16 protein-coding genes and 3 pseudogenes are annotated in these 19,089 nt (G+C 34.7%); 3 read left to right on the plus strand and 16 right to left on the minus strand.

Annotation, left to right across the window (positions count from 1 at the left end):
* Nucleotides 1-15: 15 nt before the first annotated feature.
* The 3 genes and pseudogenes from D2908_RS01190 to D2908_RS01200 form a co-directional block, all read right to left on the minus strand.
* Nucleotides 16-1,896, minus strand: a pseudogene (locus tag D2908_RS01190) (SAG1250 family conjugative relaxase).
* Nucleotides 1,883-2,248, minus strand: coding sequence for a plasmid mobilization relaxosome protein MobC (locus D2908_RS01195; RefSeq protein ID WP_049548767.1), 366 nt, complete (start codon nt 2,246-2,248; stop codon nt 1,883-1,885). The pseudogene D2908_RS01190 and the gene D2908_RS01195 overlap by 14 nt, the downstream one beginning before the upstream one ends.
* 9 nt (nt 2,249-2,257) lie before the next feature.
* The gene (locus D2908_RS01200) at nt 2,258-2,617 is read right to left on the minus strand and encodes an SAG1252 family conjugative relaxosome accessory protein (protein ID WP_050238673.1); all 360 of its coding nucleotides are present in this window, start codon (nt 2,615-2,617) and stop codon (nt 2,258-2,260) included.
* 361 nt (nt 2,618-2,978) lie between these two features.
* Here D2908_RS01200 and D2908_RS01205 point away from each other — a divergent pair, with 361 nt between their 5' ends.
* Nucleotides 2,979-4,154, plus strand: a complete 1,176-nt coding sequence (locus D2908_RS01205; protein WP_033607241.1) for an ATP-binding protein — start codon at nt 2,979-2,981, stop codon at nt 4,152-4,154.
* 85 nt (nt 4,155-4,239) lie between these two features.
* Here the strand turns inward: D2908_RS01205 and D2908_RS01210 are convergent, their stop codons facing one another.
* From D2908_RS01210 to D2908_RS01225, 4 genes are all read right to left on the minus strand, one after another.
* Nucleotides 4,240-6,057, minus strand: a complete 1,818-nt coding sequence (locus tag D2908_RS01210; protein ID WP_033607239.1) for an ATP-dependent helicase — start codon at nt 6,055-6,057, stop codon at nt 4,240-4,242.
* The gene (locus D2908_RS01215) at nt 6,044-8,131 is read right to left on the minus strand and encodes an AAA family ATPase (protein ID WP_033607238.1); all 2,088 of its coding nucleotides are present in this window, start codon (nt 8,129-8,131) and stop codon (nt 6,044-6,046) included. Before D2908_RS01215 ends, D2908_RS01210 begins: the two co-directional genes overlap by 14 nt.
* A gap of 737 nt (nt 8,132-8,868) precedes the next feature.
* Complete coding sequence (locus D2908_RS01220) at nt 8,869-10,086, minus strand: tyrosine-type recombinase/integrase (RefSeq protein ID WP_117304278.1); 1,218 nt, start codon at nt 10,084-10,086, stop codon at nt 8,869-8,871.
* Nucleotides 10,087-10,167: 81 nt separating this feature from the next.
* The gene (locus D2908_RS01225; RefSeq protein ID WP_000814512.1) at nt 10,168-10,371 is read right to left on the minus strand and encodes an excisionase; all 204 of its coding nucleotides are present in this window, start codon (nt 10,369-10,371) and stop codon (nt 10,168-10,170) included.
* On the opposite strand from D2908_RS01225, the pseudogene D2908_RS10065 reads away from it, so the two are divergent.
* Nucleotides 10,355-10,603, plus strand: a pseudogene (locus D2908_RS10065) (hypothetical protein). The gene D2908_RS01225 and the pseudogene D2908_RS10065 sit on opposite strands and share 17 nt — an antisense overlap.
* A 224-nt stretch (nt 10,604-10,827) precedes the next feature.
* On the opposite strand, the gene D2908_RS01235 reads toward D2908_RS10065, so the two are convergent.
* From D2908_RS01235 to D2908_RS10220, 3 genes are all read right to left on the minus strand, one after another.
* Nucleotides 10,828-11,058: a helix-turn-helix domain-containing protein gene (locus D2908_RS01235; protein ID WP_000857133.1), complete on the minus strand. Its 231-nt coding sequence runs from the start codon at nt 11,056-11,058 to the stop codon at nt 10,828-10,830.
* Nucleotides 11,055-11,477 carry a sigma-70 family RNA polymerase sigma factor gene (locus D2908_RS01240; protein ID WP_000804599.1) on the minus strand — a complete coding sequence of 141 codons (423 nt, stop codon included), beginning with the start codon at nt 11,475-11,477 and terminating at the stop codon, nt 11,055-11,057. The genes D2908_RS01235 and D2908_RS01240 overlap by 4 nt, the downstream gene beginning before the upstream one ends.
* Before the next feature lie 228 nt (nt 11,478-11,705).
* Nucleotides 11,706-11,837 (minus strand): hypothetical protein, encoded by a 132-nt coding sequence (locus D2908_RS10220; protein ID WP_004249786.1) that lies wholly within the window; start codon nt 11,835-11,837, stop codon nt 11,706-11,708.
* A gap of 144 nt (nt 11,838-11,981) precedes the next feature.
* Here D2908_RS10220 and D2908_RS01245 point away from each other — a divergent pair, with 144 nt between their 5' ends.
* Entirely contained in the window at nt 11,982-12,335 is a 354-nt protein-coding gene (locus tag D2908_RS01245; RefSeq protein WP_001227347.1) for a helix-turn-helix transcriptional regulator, read from the plus strand.
* Nucleotides 12,336-12,394: 59 nt separating this feature from the next.
* Here the strand turns inward: D2908_RS01245 and D2908_RS01250 are convergent, their stop codons facing one another.
* From D2908_RS01250 to D2908_RS01275, 6 genes and pseudogenes are all read right to left on the minus strand, one after another.
* Nucleotides 12,395-12,562 carry a cysteine-rich KTR domain-containing protein gene (locus D2908_RS01250; protein ID WP_000336323.1) on the minus strand — a complete coding sequence of 56 codons (168 nt, stop codon included), beginning with the start codon at nt 12,560-12,562 and terminating at the stop codon, nt 12,395-12,397.
* A gap of 118 nt (nt 12,563-12,680) precedes the next feature.
* A pseudogene (tet(M), locus tag D2908_RS01255) lies at nt 12,681-14,602 on the minus strand (tetracycline resistance ribosomal protection protein Tet(M)).
* Nucleotides 14,603-14,617: 15 nt separating this feature from the next.
* Nucleotides 14,618-14,734: a tetracycline resistance determinant leader peptide gene (locus tag D2908_RS01260; RefSeq protein ID WP_001814923.1), complete on the minus strand. Its 117-nt coding sequence runs from the start codon at nt 14,732-14,734 to the stop codon at nt 14,618-14,620.
* Nucleotides 14,735-14,978: 244 nt separating this feature from the next.
* Nucleotides 14,979-15,893 (minus strand): conjugal transfer protein, encoded by a 915-nt coding sequence (locus D2908_RS01265; protein WP_033705454.1) that lies wholly within the window; start codon nt 15,891-15,893, stop codon nt 14,979-14,981.
* Between the two features lie 14 nt (nt 15,894-15,907).
* Complete coding sequence (locus D2908_RS01270; RefSeq protein ID WP_020224359.1) at nt 15,908-16,909, minus strand: bifunctional lysozyme/C40 family peptidase; 1,002 nt, start codon at nt 16,907-16,909, stop codon at nt 15,908-15,910.
* Entirely contained in the window at nt 16,906-19,089 is a 2,184-nt protein-coding gene (locus tag D2908_RS01275; RefSeq protein ID WP_002345008.1) for a membrane protein, read from the minus strand. The genes D2908_RS01270 and D2908_RS01275 overlap by 4 nt, the downstream gene beginning before the upstream one ends.

The raw sequence follows: 19,089 nt of genomic DNA on the forward strand, positions 1-19,089 counted from the left end.
TGCTATATAAAGAACTTAATCAATTATTTCATATTTATTAAGTTCTCCATCATGACCGTTTCTCCACTTTAACTCTTTTCTATTTAGTACTTTCACAAATATTTCCAATCTTTTTATAATATTCTCATATTCCTCAAGAAAGGTAGTTAACTCTTTTTGTAATCTCAAAAATTCCGCATTGATTTGTTCTAGAGATGTTGATTCTGGCAAATTTAATTTTGAAAAGTCATATCTTGCAAGCTTTCGACTGCTCACATCCTCACTCTTCAAATTGATAAGCACTTCCGCCATCTTATTTAAGTTGGCGATTTTTTCATTAATTTGATTTAGTTTTATATCTATCTCTGCTATTTCTTTTACTAACTCGTCTTTAATGTCTTGGTATTTCTTATCTGCTTCAGTTAATTCAATGAAGAGGTTAATCTCAGTAATCTTTTCCTGTAGACTCTTAACTGTAGGTCTTCTGTATGGTATTACTCGACTATCGTTGGTTAGCTGTCTTATCAAGGTTCGTCCTTTGACATACTGATTCTTATCCGAATGTTCTTTGTTATATACAAAGTATGAGGTTGTCTCACGTATAAAGATTTTATATTTTGTTTGATTCTCTTCTTCCAGAATATCTAATTGATAATTGGGAATGAAAATTAGACCACTCTGCTTAATACCAAAAGACACTTTGATATAAATACCCTCATCAACTAGCTTCTCTATTTGTTTCTCTGCAAGTTCCACTTCAAATTCACGAACGGTATCTCGTTTTTCCTTAAATATCTCAAAAGCTTCCTCAATCTCTTCAGTGGATACTTTATCCTTATCTCGTTCTTCTTGGAAAGCATGGTACTGTTCCTGTAAATTCTCTAATTCTTCTGAAGCAACGACTTCCTTATTTTTAAAATAATCTTGAAAAAATTTGACATCATATAATTTCTTATCACTTATTTTTTGATGACCTAAACTTATCTTTTGATTATCTTCTTCCAGGATAAAAGTTACATTTTTTTGTTTTAAGTCAATGGTTAGATTAAATTCTTTTGCTTTTGTTATTAACTCTTCTAAAGAATTGACACGGTTCAACAAAAATTCTAAACGACTTTCAATCTCTAGCTTAGCAAAATGCGTTCTAAAAAATTCTTCATCATATAGATCTCGTTTGCTGAGTTGGCGTCCTCGAATAGGTTTTGTCATTGCTCGATTCGTCATCATGAATCGACTATGCTTTTGACTAAAATCAATCTGAACATGCAACTGCTTTGCTTTCTCTAAAAAATCATCAAACGATTTAGATTGCTACAGCAAAAAATAAAGACGTTGTTTCAATTCAAACTTATGACTAGACTGCCTATATTTTTGATAGTCACGGTAAGAAAAACTCTTCTCAATAATTTTCGCCCCAGCAACTTTAGAAATACGGTCTGAAATCATACGGAGGTTTCGTTCCAAGGCATAGTTCCATATCAACTTTTTATCTGAATTGCGGTCAATAGAGTTGATTAGGATGTGATTATGAACATGATCTTTGTCTGTGTGAGTTGCTACGATAAACTTAAAACGACCTCCTGTCAATTCCATCATGGTCTCATAACCAATGCGGTTAATTTCTTCAGGTGTCAGATTATCTTCAGGAGAAAATGATTGGATGAGATGATGGGCATGAATTGTTTGTTGATATTTTTCTTGTCGGTCATTTCTGGATTCGTACAACTTGTCATTATTGGTGAAGTTGACATTGTACATCTCTACCATTTCTGCATGGCTAGGAAAGTCTAAGTAATTACTCATTCCAAAATCAGATACTAATTTTAGATTATCCGTTTTTTCTGGATTGAGGATATATTTAATCAAACGTCTACGGTATTTTTTACCATGTGTCGCAAAGTGTTTAGTGACTACCATAAAATTCCCTCAGTCTATTAACTTCAACTTGAAAATCTTTCTCTACTCCAGTAATTAACTCACTAATTCCCTTACTCAATTCTTGTAATTGTTCCTGAGAAATCAGATGGCTCTGATTGATAGCGCGCGCAATTTGATTAATATTATTTCCAATCCGTCTCAATTCAAAAACTAACTGGTCATAGGTATCCGTGTTAATTGTGACAAAAGCCATATTGGGATTAAGCAAAACTTTTCTGGCATAGACTGAGAAATTTTGACAATTGCTCTTAGCAATCCGTTCATTCAATTGGTGTAATTCTGGATCAGTTAGAAATACTTTTTTGAGATTAGTACGATAGCGATAAACCATTACATCCTCCTAACCCATATATTTTTCACGGAACTCACGACTGAGTGGCTGCACTTGATTCACTTCTGCAATCAATTCTTGAACGCAAGTCAATAAGATTGAGACGTGCTCTTTAGTCACTTGATGATTTTCTCTTGCGACAACCAGAACTTCATACACATCTCGACTAATCTGTTCAAACTTTTGAGACTGCCAAAGGGAGAACCAACTTTCAAAAATTCTATCCTGATAATTCTTTTTCAATAAATTCTGACGAAGAAATTCTGAGAAACTATCCACTTTTTGTTCCCTCATCATTTCTTTTATCTGTTTTTCTTCTTGTCTCGTAATTCTAAATTGCTTTCGGATTGACTTAATTTCTTGTCCCATTCTGATATCCCTTCAACATTCTACTTGTCTGACAGTGTAAGTCTACCTCACATTGTCAGTACGTTTCCTAAAGACCTCACTTGCTTCTTGTTCGGTCTTTGCGAGCTCAGATATTGTGTCCACAATATCCCAAAAATCATATCGCCAGCCGACCAAAACCTTCTAGTTTTGACAGCTAACGATAAGATAACTTGGTGTCTTCGCCCCCAAACCCCCATAGAAAATCAAAAATTGATTTTCTATGAATGATATTAGGATAACAGGGAAGATTTGGAAAAGGTATCACAGCTAATATAGTTATGATTGACTTTCTCTGATTCTATGATAAAATTTCTGTAAACTAATATTTGGAGAAATAAAAATGCTGAGTCTAGATCAAATACATTTACTATTGAATACTCCCGAAGATGAGTTTCATGATTTTAAACAAAAATGGCATCATTCAAAAACTGAATTGGTGCGTGATATCTTAAATTTTGTCAATACATCACATCACGAAGATTGTTATATCATCTTTGGAATTGATAATATCACTTTAGATATAATCGGTGTAAACAATGATGATAATAGAAGAAATGAAGAAGATCTAACAGATTTACTACATAAACTCTTTATATCAACAAATAATCAAATTAAAATTAGCATACAAACTGAAACTATAGACAACAAAGAAATTGACATCTTAATTATTCATGATACAGATAAAGTTCCTGTATTTTTAACAAAAGATTATAAGCCTAAGAAAGATACTGCATTACCAAAAGGATTAATATATGCTAGAAATGGCTCTATAAATACTCCTAAAGACTCCTCTGCTCCTTTTGAGTTAATAAATAAGTTGTTTCAAAAGTTTAATCATACCGACTTAAATATCAAAGAGCAGTATTTTCATGTTTTAAAAGACTATAAAAATTGGTTCTTCATTGAAAATGAAGACGGAAGATTTTTTATTTATAATCCTAATCCCGATTTTTATATTAAACTTACCGACGATGATGCAAATCGTTTCAAAACTATGGCTTATAGTTTAAATCAATACCAGACTAATATTGATTGGCAATTAGTACAACTTCGATATCGTCATCTTACAATTGACGAATGTATGGCTATGTATTTAGATCAAGGTAATTGTCTAGTTCCTTCCCCTGATTTAGAAAATTTTGAATGTGATTATTCTGACACTATTTATTACCACTGTTTATACAAAAATACTTTAAAATACCAATTGCTGAAAGTATTTTCTTCAATACCTGGTCTCGAAAAATATCCTTTAACTAGATTTAAAAATAGTATAGTAATTTATGACACAAAATTAGAATTGAAAAAGACTCACAACTTGATAAATAGTAAATTTTCATCAAAAGAGATAGTGAATCAACTTGAAGTTACAGAGAAAGATTTCGATTTTTACTATAAAAAAGCTAGACATAAAAATTCTGATTATAGCATCCAAGAAAATCAAGTAAATCTAACTGAATTAAACTTAGTTAGGTTATTGAAAAGTTTTCAAAAAACATATCTTGATAACCCACTATAATCAATCTTTTTAACTAGTAAAAAAGATAAAACAAGGCATAGAAATTAGTTTATCTAAAAAACTAATTTCTATGCCTTAATCATTATTAATTAATAACATCAACTAAATTGGATTGAGTCAGCAATGAATATATCTCATTAATATTTCTATTATTTTGCGGACTATTATTTCTCAATTTACAGTATGTGAATATTAAGTGACTTTTTGCTCTTGAAAGTGCGACAAAGAACGCACTTTTATCTTCTTCCGGTTGATCATTAAAACTCCAGAATGCAGAATCCTCCAAGCCTAGAAAATAGACTACCTCATATTCTAATCCTTTACTCTTATGGATAGTCATAATTGGAATTGAGTTTTCACCCTTGAAACTAGAGACTGTATCTAGCCATTCACCTTGTGTTTGAGAATATTCTTTGTATAATAACTTTGAAAAGTTCTTGACAATGATATCTAGGTCACTTTTTCTATTGTATGTTGAAAAATTTGAAATAATTCTTTTTTCATCTATTTTTTCAATAATACAATCAATTAATTTTAGCATACTTTCTTCATTGGGAATAACATTTGAAATTAGGTAAGTAATATCACTAACTATATTGTCAATCTCCTTATAGGATTTTGCTAAAATTAATTCATCAGTAAGTTCATCTATTCCATTGATATTTCCATAAAAATTACTAATATTTTCCCAAATTAAAGGATCTCGTTTTCCTTGACTGCATGATATTAAATCTAATAATAAGTTACAAGTAGGGTCTTTTAAAAGTTCTTGATATTCATTTTCAATTCTTGCTTTAATCCCTTTACTGCTTAATGTAATTATCAATTTTGAACTATAATCATCAACCTTCTGTTTTGCTAGGATACAAATTTCTGATGGTCGTATACCTCCTTGAATTTTTGATTCTATATCATTTGCAATTAACTTAGATTCTAAACTTTCATTTTCAAATTCAAATAATGTTATTTCACCCTCTTGAAATTCTGGATAATAATTTGACTGAATAGAACTGTGATTACTATTTAATATCTGATGAACCTCTTTTTGAAATTCTATAAGTTTAGGTACAGAGCGGTGATTCATCAATAATTGATATTCATTTGCTTTGAAGTCTAGCTTATAATCTTGAAAAATATCAGGATTTGCACCTGCCCATCTCATAATTGCTTGTTTATTATCTCCAACTGCAGTCAATTTACACGTCGAACCTAAAAAACATGTTTTTAATAAATTATACTGGTCATACGTAGTATCCTGAAATTCATCTAAAAAGACAAATTCATATGTCATTTGAAGTGCTTTCCGAATATATTTATTTGTATATATTATATACGTAGCTAGCTTAGTTATTTGTTTATAAAGGAGCACAGCCTTATTATTCCGTGTCCCTTTTAATAAGTCCTTTTTAAACTTTAAATTAGCCTCATCATTAAGTACGGTTTTTTCGACAGACTTTCTTATATCTGACATTCTCCTCCCATTAACATTAATACCATTTTTAATAAGTGTTGCTTTTATAACATCCCAATCATCAACCAGATAGTCTCTATCTGGTCTTATTTCTTCTGGGAGAGCATTTATATATTGATCTAAAATCATCTTCTCAAATGCTGAATAGGTTAAAGATGTAAATCGCGAAGCATACTCATCACCATAACGTTTTTTAACTCTATTTTTCATATTTGCTGCAGCATCTGTTTTAAAACTTAAAGCTAAAATTTTTTTGGGAGAAATACATTCATTTGTAGAAAAAAGATAGTCTAATTTTTGAGCTAGTAATTCAGTTTTCCCCGCACCTGGTCCAGCAATAACTAAACAATTGTTTACATTCTTAACAGCTTCTAAAGCTGCATTCTCTAAAATAATATCTCCTTTAGGAAGCCAATCATCACTCTTCACCATATTCAATATCTCCAAGTAATTCTTTAGCTCGTTTAACTATTTTCTCAAATACAGAAGGTAGGCTTTCGATTAATTCTTCATCACGAATAGATAATAAAAATTGCATATGAGTCGTCGGTTTGCCTCTACCTAAAAAGAAATATTGATACCAAATCATGAGTTCCTTTTCTTCTTCAGTGAAGCTATCACCAGGGCCACTCTTATCTTTTAAAGTCGCTTGTATAGCTTCACTGATGCGATTTTTAAAACCAATTAATTGATAATCATTTGTTCTGTCCATTTTAGTTATTTTTATTTTTTTATTGTCACTATTTTCGTCAGTATAAGAAACAACAGGTCCCTCATTGGTAGATAAAGTTTCCAGATAATAATCCTTATAATACTGTAACATTAAGAAATCAATATCAAGGGGTGCAGAAAAGAAAACATTGAATTTTTCTAAATGATTTATCCAGGATAACAATGGTTGAGAGAGGATATCAGATATCTGATTAGAACTAATTCTAGCAATGTCTTGATCGTCCAATATTCTACCATCTTTCATTCTCACTAAATCATTACGCGCAATACCTATTTTTAGTAACTGTTGGATAACATATTGTACTCTCCCCCAACCACCTCCGTATCTTTCATTATCAAAGTCTAGTAAAGTAATATGAGGTATTTTTAGAGAATTTAATAATTTCCAAAAATAGTTAACATGTCTTCCTCCTAAAGGCACAATTGAAATCTGAGAGCTATCTATCTCATTCCCAAGTAAATCAAAAAACTTTGGTAATAGCAGTTCCTCACTATCACCTTCACCTAGAACTACTAACTTGGCAAAATATAGTTCAGGATATGCTTGAATTGCTCCTTTAATATATTTATAAGATTCATCAGTATCTTGAGGTAGTTTTATATCAGAAACAATGGTTTGAAGAACTCTGCCATTACTTTCAATTCTTAAATACCTCAATTCTTCTGGTTCAATTCTTTTTACAATAGCTGGGGAATGTGACGTTAAAATTACTTGAGAGTTATCATTATTACTTAATTGCTTAAACCTTTTTACTAGTTTTCCAATGTGATGTGGAGCAATATGATTTTCTGGTTCCTCTATTGCTAAGATAGTTAGTATTGGAGGTACCAACTTAAATCTTGGATTATCAGGATTCTCTTCACGGTCTTTGGTAATTTCTAACTCAATATCAAGTATCGAATCAACAAGTGAAAAATAAAAAATAGATCTCAGTCCATCTCCTAGATCTGAAACTGTAAATGCTTCTTCAGTGGTTGTTGGTGAAAATTTTAAGGCAATCTGTCTAAGTGCTGCCGCCATCTCAGAAGAATTAATAATTAACTCTGCTTGAGAAAAACGGTTATCTTCATGATATAATTCCCATGATTTCTGAATCTCATTGTTAATCTGAGTTAATGCTCCATTTTCAGATAAAAAGGTGTTATTCAACTCATCAATTTTATCTTTAATTTCATTTATCTCATCTTTAGTCCAATTTATACTATTTACCAGCCTACTTAACATACTACCTGAAGCATTACCCAACTCCTTCTCAGGTGTTCTTGAAGCTGGTACATAAAGTACCCTAATTTTATCCAAATCCTTTCTAGGAGCACGATGTTTGTCTTCATCTCTAATAGTATCTTCATCAGATGAAATATAATAAATTTGAGTATCAATACTTCCTTCAACTGTTCCATCATCTTCCCAGGAAGATTCTAATCTGATTCGTAAAAAAGGTTTTGCACCATCTTGAGAAACTGTAAAGTGCTCGAAAAATGTTGGAATGGCTGGTCCATAGACAGTTCCAGCAAGTTCATCAAACTCAAAAATAGTTTCTATAAAAAGATTTCTTGTGTTTTCACCAGGTTTTAACCCTTTTGGTAAATGAAAATCACTTTTTCGAATGATTCTTTCACTTTGTTTATCTGAAAACAACTTACTCAATGCCTGTAATACAGTTGTCTTTCCTGAACTATTATTCCCTATCAGTACAGTTTGATTATTAAAGTTAATTGCTTGACACTCCCCAAAAGATCTAAAATTATTAATAACCATTTTTGTTAACTTCATTACTTGTCCTCGTTTCCTAAATTCAACTGTTTTAATTTTAAGTGCTATTTTCCACCTTCAACATATCTTCCTCAATCTTACTCTATTACCCAAAAAAGGCATCATTGAAGAGTGACAGAAGCTTAACCTTGATCTATTTTTGAAGCATAGACACATTTTCTATAAATTCAGTTGAAATGGTACTTGTTCCGTTTTTATAACAGCTAAGGGCTATTGCGTAAAATTTATACAATTCGAGCAAATCTGTTTTTGTCAGGCCATGTGTCTTTAGTAGAATTTTATATTGTTACCAATTATAGTATGCTCCTTTTACTTGATAATACTATTATAACATTTAAAAATAAAAAAACATGTTCTAAATTAATAGAAAGTATAATTCTAAAATTAGAATTTTTCGTGATAATCCTATAAAATGCTACTTTATCTAATAAACTTGTACTTATTTCCTTCAAACTACACAATTCTCTAGTTGTTGTAAGTTTGTAATTGACTCAAAAGTATTCGATATAATTTCAAAACAGTGTTTTAATTTATAGTTGGCCAATATCATCTAATTTTAACATAAACAAAGTATAAATTTCTAATTATCTTTTTATATTTTCTTAAATGCTCGTAAAGCCTTATTCTATGTGCTTTCGAGTATTTTTACTGTAGGAAGATACTTCACGTTTCTTTGCATATTTCCTCATGTCTTAGCTGTCAGAAGTGGTAAATAAGTAGTAAATTCATTTGTACTACTAAGCAACAAGACGCTCCTGTTGCTTCTCTTTATTCAAGCGTTTCATCTCTGACATTGCGGAATCAAATGTTGCGTGTGCGTAATAGTTCAGCGTCATGGCTATATTTGCATGCCCCATAATGTATTGTAATGCTTTTGGGTTCATTCCTGCATTTGCATAGTTGGTACAGAATGTATGTCGCAAACTATGTGGAGTGATGTGTGGTAACTTATCATCATTATACTTGTTGTATTTCTTAACAAGACCTTTCATCATACCATTATAGTCACTCGCCACTTTTGGATAGTTCTTTCTATTAAGAAAGAGGAAATCACTATATCCATCAATCTCAACACGCTTATCATTCTTTCGATTCGCTAACACTCGCTTAAATGCTTGATAGGCTTCTTCAACCATAGGAACTTGACGTTCACCACTTTTGGTCTTTGGTGTTTCAATGTAGTACCCAATTTCAGTATCTCTCAATAGCTGATGGTCTATATTGACAAGACGATTCTCAAAATCTAAATCTGGAAGTGTCAAACCACCAAACTCTGAAATACGAAGACCTGTTTTTAAGAGTATCAGAATTTCATCATAATTTTTGCTGTAGGTTTTATCAGCTTTCGCAAAGGCTAACAGTTTTTCTTCCTGTTCTCCTGTTAGTACGGTCTTAGGGACAGTATCATCATCAAGAACTGCATTCAGTTGAAAGTCAAATGGATTCTTCCGAACACAATCATCTTGTATCGCAATGTAGAATGAAGCCTTTAAAGAACGTTTATAGTTATTGATGGTTTGATAGGCATAACCATTTTCACTCATTCTAATCGCCCATTCTTTAGCGTCTGATGGTTTAATACTATCAATACTTCTTGCACCTAACTTGTCTTTCTTCAAAATATCCATAAGATATTTGCGTCCAGTTTCAGTATTTTTTCTAACCTTTGGTCTTTGAGCGTTCTGTTTTGCGTAAAACTGGCAGAGTGTCATTTTCTTTCCTACAACATCAATACCATCATGAATGTCTTTCTGTAACTCTGCGATTTTCTCCCTAAGTGAGATACAATCACGCTTTCCTGCTGGTACTCTGTCTGTAGCCACAAGTTTCCACGAGTAAACAAATTGCGGTTCTCCAAATGAATCTGTATATTTGTATAAGTATCTTCCGTCTTTTCGTTGGCTCTCTCCAGTCTTTAAAATTCGACCTTTATTGTCACGTCTTTTTTCTGACATGGCATTTGCTCCTTTCCATTATGGAAAGAGCCCTGATACGACTTAATACTATTTTATCATATACAAGACCCTTTGGCTACGCTAGATTGCGTTCAATGTATCTATAATTTTTTCAAATTGTTTTCGTTTAACCTGAATACGATTGCCATTCATAATCAGCCAGTTTGCATTTTTATTTTCTTCTGCCAAACGACGCAGCTTGTTTTCGCCAATACGAAAATATTTTGACGCTTCTTCAATAGTTAGGGTATAACGCTCCCAAATCGGAATGTCAGTCTGCTTCATAAAATCCTCCTTTCCAAATCACTTATTGGATTTCATAAAAGTTGTTTTACAAGCAATCGAACAGCTCTAGCAAAGCTCACGGGAGTTCCACCCCTGCATGGTTCTCATGTAGCCATACTCATTGCCTGCGACGCTTTTAACGCTCGGACTATTGACTGTATGGGAGTATCATTATCACGATAAGAAAGTCGTCGCTGGCAATCCTGCTAAAGATTGTTTTTCGGAACACTAACTGAAACGCTCGCTATCTTTAGAAGATAGGTCATGGCGGTTAGCTCCGTTGGCTCTTTTCTTATCGAAACGTATTCAATTACTTTTATTCAGTTTTCAAAGAACAATGGCTCGTTAGCCTATCAAAACACATTGAAAGCTCAATATGCTTTGATGGAATAACAAACCTCCCTGTTCGGGAAGCGTGGAATAGTATGGCACGCTTCCACGAAAAGAGAGAGGTTATTACTTAATTTCAAATGACAGAATCTTTGTAATCAGTCTGGTTTCCATTCTTCCACGTAAGACTTCATCAACGACCATACTTTGATTGCCATATTCATCTTTCATAAGTCGTAGGGAACGTTTCGTTATGTACCCTCTGTAATGATGTAGAATCTGGTTAATCGCTTCTGTATCGCCATCTGTTGCCTTTACAATGAGAGGAAAGGGAATCATAGGATATTGTGTTTTCATTCTTCAAATTCCTCCATAAACTTTTTGATTAAGGCTAGTCCACTGGTTCTATGCCGATAGACAGTAGAACGGTTCAATTTCAACAGGTCTGCAATTTCTGAATCGCTCATGTCCATAAAGTAAAACAGCAGTAGAATTTCACGTTTCTTGTCTGGCAACTCACGTAATGCTTCACTCAATAAATCATTTTCAACACCAACTGATATTCCATTGAGTGTAAAAATCTGAAAGTCAGTTGAATAGTTATCTGTTGTCGCAAACTGGCTAACAAGATAATCGCCAACATCAGAAAAGGACACTTCACGCTTTGCGATCCTTGAAAGATAAAGCAGATAATTCTTTCGCTCGTCTTCCATAGCACGTTTACAGATATAGTCAAACTGATTTTCTATTGTGGTCTGAAAAAAAGATGGTTTCATGTTTCTCACCCCCTTTCTGTCTAGGAAAGGAAGTGAGCCTTGCTCTTTTATCTCCTTTCACTCTTAGTCCCAATGTGAAAGGGGGATTTGTTGCATTACTGATGAATAAACTTTGTAAAAAAGTTCTGAATAACCAAAAAAGCACACAAACAGATTGATTTCTCTGTTTACATGCTTTTATTTTTCTATCTATATGATTTATAAAACCACATTGGTGGACGTACTTATCTATTGCAGATAGACGACTTTTTTTGATAAATACTCAATGTGGGGAACTTGATTGTATGTGATATACTTCATGGCGACTTTGACCTCCAACAAACCGCCATTTGGAAGTAAGATACAATATTTTAACAGCATAAATAGCACTACCATATAACGGTTTTTTTTATTGGCGTTTAGTAGTGCTTTTTATTAAATATGAACCTATAAACTATATAACATGTTTTTCTATACCTGTTTCTAATTCAATAGGAACAGTAAAATGTATAGAGGTGGTCTACTATGCGTAAAAAAGAAGATAAATATGATTTTAGAGCCTTTGGTTTAGCCATTAAAGAAGCTCGATTGAAACGAGGTTTAACTCGTGAACAAGTGGGAGCATTGATTGAAATTGACCCACGTTACTTAACTAATATTGAAAATAAGGGGCAACACCCCAGCATACAAGTTCTTTATGACCTTGTATCGTTACTTCATGTTTCCGTTGATGAATTTTTCTTACCTGCTAATAACTTGGTAAAAAGCACCCGACGATTACAGATAGAGAAATACATGGATAGCTTTACAGACAAAGAACTATCCTTAATGGAATCTTTAGCCAGCGGTATCAACGAAGCAAGAAACATCGAAGACTAATTAAAAGAATCCATACATAACGGAAAGAGCCGATAAAATGAGATTGTATTAATCTCATTTTATCGGCTCTGCGTCTTTGCGTCTGGCTCTGTAATCACAGTTACTTTGAACTGCTTTATTTCAATTAAATTTTCTTGTCTGCATTTCGGACAATAGAGGGGGAATTTTTTTAATTCAGTATCTTCCCTTATCTTTAATCGTGTTTTATTTCCACATACAGGACACAATATCCACTTGTAGTTTATAATAACTATCTCCTCCTTTACACTTTAATTCAAATCTTTATTAAAGAATATTTCATCTTATTTAACAAGAAACCATATTTATATAACAACATAAAATACACTAAGTTATTTTATTGAACATATATCGTACTTTATCTATCCGACTATTTGGACGACGGGGCTGGCAAACAGGTTCACCGGTAGTAACATGGTACCCTTTTAACTCTGTTAAACAAACACTACGTCCATTTGTAAAGAAAGTTAAATCACTACGATATTCTTGAATACACCGAGCAGGGATTTCTCCACTAAGAATGACCTCATTATTTTTCAATTGAGTGTCTACGATGTTCGCACAATATTTAGGAGCATCGTTGTATGCTCGTGAAAGATATTCCTGTGGCGCATAAATTTTAAAACTAAGATATGGCTCTAACAATTCTGTTCCAGCTTTTTTTAAGACTTGTTCCAATACAATAGGAGCAAGCATCCGAAAATCTGCTGGGGTACTAACAGGGCTATAGTATAAGCCATACTTAAAACAGATTTTACAGTCCGTCACATTCCAACCATACAATCCTTGTTCACAGCCATAGCGTATCCCCTCCATAACTGCATTTTGAAACGATTGATTTAAGTATCCAAGAGAAACCGAGCTCTCATACTGTACTCCGCTCCCTAATGGAAGCTGTGCTACAGATAGACCAATGGAAGCCCAGAAAGGATTCGGTGGAACTTCGATGTGAATGGTATACTCTGCTTTTTTTAACGGTCTTTCCATATAAATGACTGTAGGCTCTTTTATTTCTATCTCCACATGATACTTTTCTTGCAGCAGAGCACAAGTCACTTCCATTTGTACTTTCCCTAAGAAAGAAAGTATGATTTCATGTGTCGCAGAATCCACATAATATCGCAGAAGCGGGTCACTGTCGGAGATTTCTAAAAGTGCATCAAGTAACATTTCCCTTTGTTGAGGTTTGCTCGGTTCAACAGTCGTTTGCAGCAGAGGGAGGGGATTTTCAATTCTCTCTCTCTCTGTGGCAATAGCTTTGTATCTCCAAGAACACTATTTAACTTCAAAAACTCATTCTGCAAAATAACAATTTCCCCGGAATAAGCCTTATCAATTTTACATAATTCACCATTTATTGAAGTATACATTTCTGTAATTTTTATTTTTTCCTTTTCCGATATTCTAACCGAATCTCGCAAATGCAGTACGCCACTATAAAGACGTATATATGCAAGACGCTGTCTTTTTTCCGAATACTCAATTTTGAAAACTTTTCCGCAAAGTTCAGACTGACCTCGATGTGTTGATGAATAAAATTTATTCGTAATCACTTCTATAAGGTTATCAATCCCTATATTGTTTTTTGCACTTCCGTGATAAACAGGGAACAGAGAACAATTCTGAAATCTTATGCTTTCCTCTTGTTCGAGTTCCAATGCTTCTAATGATTTACCGGACATATATTTCTCTAAAAGGTCATCGTTTCCCTCTATTACCGTATCCCATTGTTCAGATTCGGTAAAGTTCGTCACACACATATTAGGATACAGTTCTACCTTCTGTTTGATTACAATTTCGGCAGAAAGTTTCTCTTTAATATCCTGATAAACCGTTGATAAATCAATTCCATTTTGGTCAATCTTATTGATAAAAAAGATTGTGGGAATCCCCATTTTCCTAAGTGCATGAAATAATATACGAGTTTGTGCTTGTACGCCATCTTTTGCAGAAATCAGTAGAATTGCCCCATCTAAAACTGATAATGAACGATATACTTCTGCTAAGAAATCCATATGTCCTGGCGTGTCTATGATGTTCACCTTCGTATTTTCCCACTGAAAAGAGGTTATTCCTGTCTGAATTGTAATTCCTCTCTGACGTTCTAAAAGCGTATTATCCGTCCTCGTTGTACCTTTGTCCACGCTTCCTAATTCTGTAATCGCTCCACTGTTATATAATAAGCTTTCTGTTAAGGTAGTTTTTCCTGCATCAACATGAGCTAAAACTCCAATATTAATAATTTTCATGTGATTTTCCTCCATTCAAAAACCCAAAAGGGCATAAAAATCCCAGTGATAAATACTTTTATCACTGGGATTTTTATGCATAACCATAGGCATACAAAGCATACAGATATTCTCCGGATACTTTAGAATCACATGATAAAGGTATTCTTAAACTGGGTACAAAAAACTAAGCCCTCCTAAAAAAGGACATCCAATTATTTGTTCCCACTATCAAATTGACAGTTTATTTAAGAATACCTTGCCGCATATTTATTAACTCCTTTTAAATAGATACTTAAATTATAGCACGTAAGAGCATATTTGTAAAGGAATCTCCAATTTTTTATCAAAGAGAGTACGTGATTACAAAATAGCTGTAATAATGTACCAATATTTGTTATTCTATAATCTTCCAATTACTCCCGTTCTTTTCAAGTACCAAATCAAATTGAGATACCTGCGTTGCTTTGGTCTGCTGGTCGATATACTCCACTGTCAGCGATACCGTGACTTGATTATCCTTACGATTGTGAATAGGATTTACCAGTTCTTGAAAGATGTACTCTTTTCCGATTGGTTTTAATATCCCGTCATTCACATAGTAGGAAAGTTCACTGGCTGTCGCTGTAGGATAGAGCTTGAAGAACGTCGTTAAAAACTCATTGATTTCATTGGTTGTAATGGAATCAACCGTACCCTCACTTTCAATAGCTTTTGGTTTATAGTCTGATTTCTTTGGTATGCTAGTAATGGTCGGATTCTTAATGAGGACCATATTTCCAGTACTGTCTACATAGACACTCACTATATAAGCAGAGTGGACGGTCTTTGTATTTTCCCCCTCTGTAATGAGTTGGTCTACACTGTAGGTTACATCAAATTGATTGTCGCCATCTGCTTCTACCGTCCATATCTGAAATCCTTTTACAGAAGACGATACAGGAATATCTTTACGAACTGTATCGACATTCAGAGCTTGAAGTTCCTCTGTCAGATATGCTTTCAGGTTTTCTATGCGATTATCAATGGACTTGTCGTTTAGTTCCCATGAATAGTAGACTTTCGCAAAGTTCTCTACAAAATTTTCCACATGATGAGTATCGACATATTCCTTTTCTATGATGGTGGTTTCATGAATGGTATGGGTATCAATGGCTGTAAAGTGCTTGAATATCGCAAAGCTGAAACTAAGTCCTAAAAGTACCCATAGGACAATCACAACCTTTTTACGAGGATTGACCTTATAGACACGAGGTTTCTTTTCCTTTGGTGTCTGTTTTTCTGTATTCTGATTTTTTCCGAATTTCATCATTGAATCGTCCTTTCTTATTGTTTGATTCGTCCTGCTCCCACTAAATGCTGTTGCCAGTAAGAGCTTGTTAAGTCGGCATAACCGATAGGGTCGCCTGCATGAAACATACGGTTATCGCCTAAATAAATCCCGATATGAGTAATATAAGAGCCAGCGTTATAGGTAGAATGAAAGAAAACCAAATCGCCGGCTTTTGCTTCCAATAATGGGATATGCCGGGTTACATCATATTGCTGTTGTGCTGTTCGTGGTAAGTTGATTCCAGCTTTTCCATACGTCCATTGTGTCAGTCCGCTACAATCAAAAGAGGTAGTCGGGGAAGCTCCGCCATAGACATACTTCCAGCCTTCAAATTTCAGAGCTTCGTCCATGATGGCTTGTACTGTATCATCATTAAACTCTGTTGTGACAAGATACTGCGTTACCAGTTGCACATAAAACATATTCCCGTAATTGTATCGCCAGCCCCCATTGATAGGTATGGCTATGGGATTGGGGTAAGACACTTTTTCGTCACCCGAATACTCTTTTGAGAAACTTTGAGCCAGTTCAAAGGTATATTTATTCCCACGATTAGCCACATATCCTAAGAAACCACCACCATAATTGTAGGACTGGATAACCGATTCTAAATCTACACCAAGCCTTTCGCTACTGGCTAATAACTCACTGAAATACTTCACACCTTGCTTAATGGATTCTTCTGTACTCAATGAATTAGGTGGAAGACCGAGGGATTCCGAGGACTGCATAACATCTTCTGCTGTACCACCCGATTCCACCTGTATAATCGCAAGAAGTATATTGACGTATTCTTCAATTCCATATTCTTTGGCAACTTTTTCTACCATAGGCTTATGAGCCAGCACTTCTGCGGAAACATCCACACCGCCATAGTGAATGTTGGAAAAACCGCCATCTTGTTCATCTGAAAATAAAATGGCGACAAACAGAAGCAGTGAGAAGACCATCAAGAATAATCCCGAACCACCAATCACTAAAGTTTTCAGCTTCATGGTTTCTTACTGCCTTTCTTAATGGTGGCGGTTTTGATTGGTGGTCTACTTTTTGTATTTTGTAGTGGTACTCTTTGAACAGTAGACTGACGTTCTTTTGTGATTGAACGTTGTGAAGCTCTATCTGTTGGTGCAGTTGAAGTTACTGGCTTTTGAACCGTTCTTTCTTGAACTGTATTACTTTGACGTTCCGTTTTTAAACTTGAAGAATCGGACTTAACTGTTGGACGCTCTTGTTTGGCTTGTTGAGATTCCCTATAGGAAGCCTGTACAGTTGTTTGCCTTGAAGTCTGTCCATCATGAGATTGTTCTTGCTTAGTGGCTGGTCTTTCATGAACGGAAGAAGCTGGCTGTTTTTTCTGTTTGACCTGTTCCATTTCAGAGCGACGCTCCGCAATGGTTTTCCGTCTTTGTTCCTGCTGTTTCTTGCGTCCACTGGCTTTATCCGCTTTGGTTTGAGAAATACTTCTGGTTAAATCATGGACATTATCCGTCACTTTAGATTTTCCTTGATATACTGCATATCTTGCATTGGTCGGCAAATCCTTAACCTGTTCTTTCAAATTACCAGCAGTATCTACCATTCTGTCTTTGGTATCAGCTACTGTACCGATGGTTTGACCGATACGCTTTCCTAGTGTTGATTTTTCCTGCCCGTTTGGTCGAGAGTGATCTGCTTGTGTACTCGCAGAACTTCCCGAACCCGACTGTCCTTTTTTACCCGTAGCACTGGCAATGGCAGACCCAGCCCCTAAAGCAGTCACGGAGCGTCCAAGTTTCCGCTGTAGACGGTGCATGTGAGCGTGCATAAGCATACGAGGTTTTCTCATCATACGACTTCCCACACTTTGAGAATCGTTACTCTGTAGAGAAAACATACTCATTAAATCGCCCAGCTTAAAGTAGATTCCTGCAAAGGTCACAATCTGTAGAAAAGCAATCAAAAAGAACGGATAACCAGCCGATAAGGTATAGAGCATGGTTGAAATACTAAATGCTGTCGTAATAATCAATGTGATTCCAGCTCGTGTCAAAATGGTATTAAAGAGCTTTGTTATGGCTCGTTTTGACATACCATCAAATGATGGAATCATGCTTAAAATAAAGCTCACAGGCAGAAACATAGCATAGATGATAAAAAGTACCTGCGAGAAAATCATGATTCCTGTTAATAGGAATACAAATATGGAAATCCCAATATTGAAGACAAATAGGAAGAAGACTGTACCTAAACGGTTAATCGTCTTTGTAATCGTCATATTGGTATTGCTTCTATCTTCAATTTCTTCCGCAACAATTTTTTCTCTGTCTTCCCCATTGTTGGAATCTGGACTGGTTGAGAGCAGGCTTTCCACACGGTCAATACCAATACTTTCAATGTCTGAACTGTTATATTGAAGCAGTAGCCACGGTTGCTGAACCTGTATGGAAAATAGGCTGTCACGTATCAAGTCCACACTGTCCTTGCCTTGACTATCTGAATGGGGCATGACAATTTTTGTACCCAGTGACAAACTAGCGTTGCTGATGTCTGATGAAAAGTCATTGATTTTCTTAATATAATCGGGAGCATAGGCAATAAAGGAAGCCGATAGGATAAAAACCAGCACAAAATTCATGAGGGCATGAATTGCCTTTGTGGTTTCTCTCTTTATCAGTCCTGTATAGGCAACATAAACCCCAAGAACCAAAATCAAGAGTAAAAGGAATCCAACATAGAAACCCTCTGTTGATAGTCCACTAGGCGTAACCCCTGCAAGGGTCTGCATATTCTTGCCAATGGAATCTGCTGTAGCGGAAATGAAGTCTAAGGAATAGGCTTCCTGTACTAAGTAACCCGTCGCATTGGAAACATAAAGACTGATTGTCCAAATAAAATTGGTAATGGCATATAGTCCATACATGACTTGTTTTCCAATTCCGTCCGACCAGTTCCACGGTAGCCAGCCCCAGCTATTATCCACATAAAAATCCAGTTGATAGTTTTCAAGTGGGTATCGGCTGTATTCATTTGCCACATTGACCGTATCATCTACCAAGCCCGCAGCTTGAACCACCGTTCCCAGCATGGCTAAAAGAAAAATGGCAATCACAAGTGTGAAAGCCACTGTCATTGCCACTTTACCTAGACGTTTCAGCGTCCAGTTTGATTTTATTCTGTTTAATATTGATGGTTTCAC

The sequence above is a fragment of the Streptococcus sp. LQJ-218 genome (genome assembly GCF_003428885.1).
Lineage (GTDB): Bacteria > Bacillota > Bacilli > Lactobacillales > Streptococcaceae > Streptococcus.

Bases quoted from the DNA above. Each gene is read 5' to 3' on its own strand.
- D2908_RS01195 (WP_049548767.1), bottom strand. From the start codon at position 2,248: ATGGTTTATCGCTATCGTACTAATCTCAAAAAAGTATTTCTAACTGAT.
- D2908_RS01200 (WP_050238673.1), bottom strand. From the start codon at position 2,617: ATGGGACAAGAAATTAAGTCAATCCGAAAGCAATTTAGAATTACGAGA.
- D2908_RS01205 (WP_033607241.1), top strand. From the start codon at position 2,979: ATGCTGAGTCTAGATCAAATACATTTACTATTGAATACTCCCGAAGAT.
- D2908_RS01210 (WP_033607239.1), bottom strand. From the start codon at position 6,057: ATGGTGAAGAGTGATGATTGGCTTCCTAAAGGAGATATTATTTTAGAG.
- D2908_RS01215 (WP_033607238.1), bottom strand. From the start codon at position 8,131: ATGAAGTTAACAAAAATGGTTATTAATAATTTTAGATCTTTTGGGGAG.
- D2908_RS01220 (WP_117304278.1), bottom strand. From the start codon at position 10,086: ATGTCAGAAAAAAGACGTGACAATAAAGGTCGAATTTTAAAGACTGGA.
- D2908_RS01225 (WP_000814512.1), bottom strand. From the start codon at position 10,371: ATGAAGCAGACTGACATTCCGATTTGGGAGCGTTATACCCTAACTATT.
- D2908_RS01235 (WP_000857133.1), bottom strand. From the start codon at position 11,058: ATGAAAACACAATATCCTATGATTCCCTTTCCTCTCATTGTAAAGGCA.
- D2908_RS01240 (WP_000804599.1), bottom strand. From the start codon at position 11,477: ATGAAACCATCTTTTTTTCAGACCACAATAGAAAATCAGTTTGACTAT.
- D2908_RS10220 (WP_004249786.1), bottom strand. From the start codon at position 11,837: ATGCTGTTAAAATATTGTATCTTACTTCCAAATGGCGGTTTGTTGGAG.
- D2908_RS01245 (WP_001227347.1), top strand. From the start codon at position 11,982: ATGCGTAAAAAAGAAGATAAATATGATTTTAGAGCCTTTGGTTTAGCC.
- D2908_RS01265 (WP_033705454.1), bottom strand. From the start codon at position 15,893: ATGATGAAATTCGGAAAAAATCAGAATACAGAAAAACAGACACCAAAG.
- D2908_RS01270 (WP_020224359.1), bottom strand. From the start codon at position 16,909: ATGAAGCTGAAAACTTTAGTGATTGGTGGTTCGGGATTATTCTTGATG.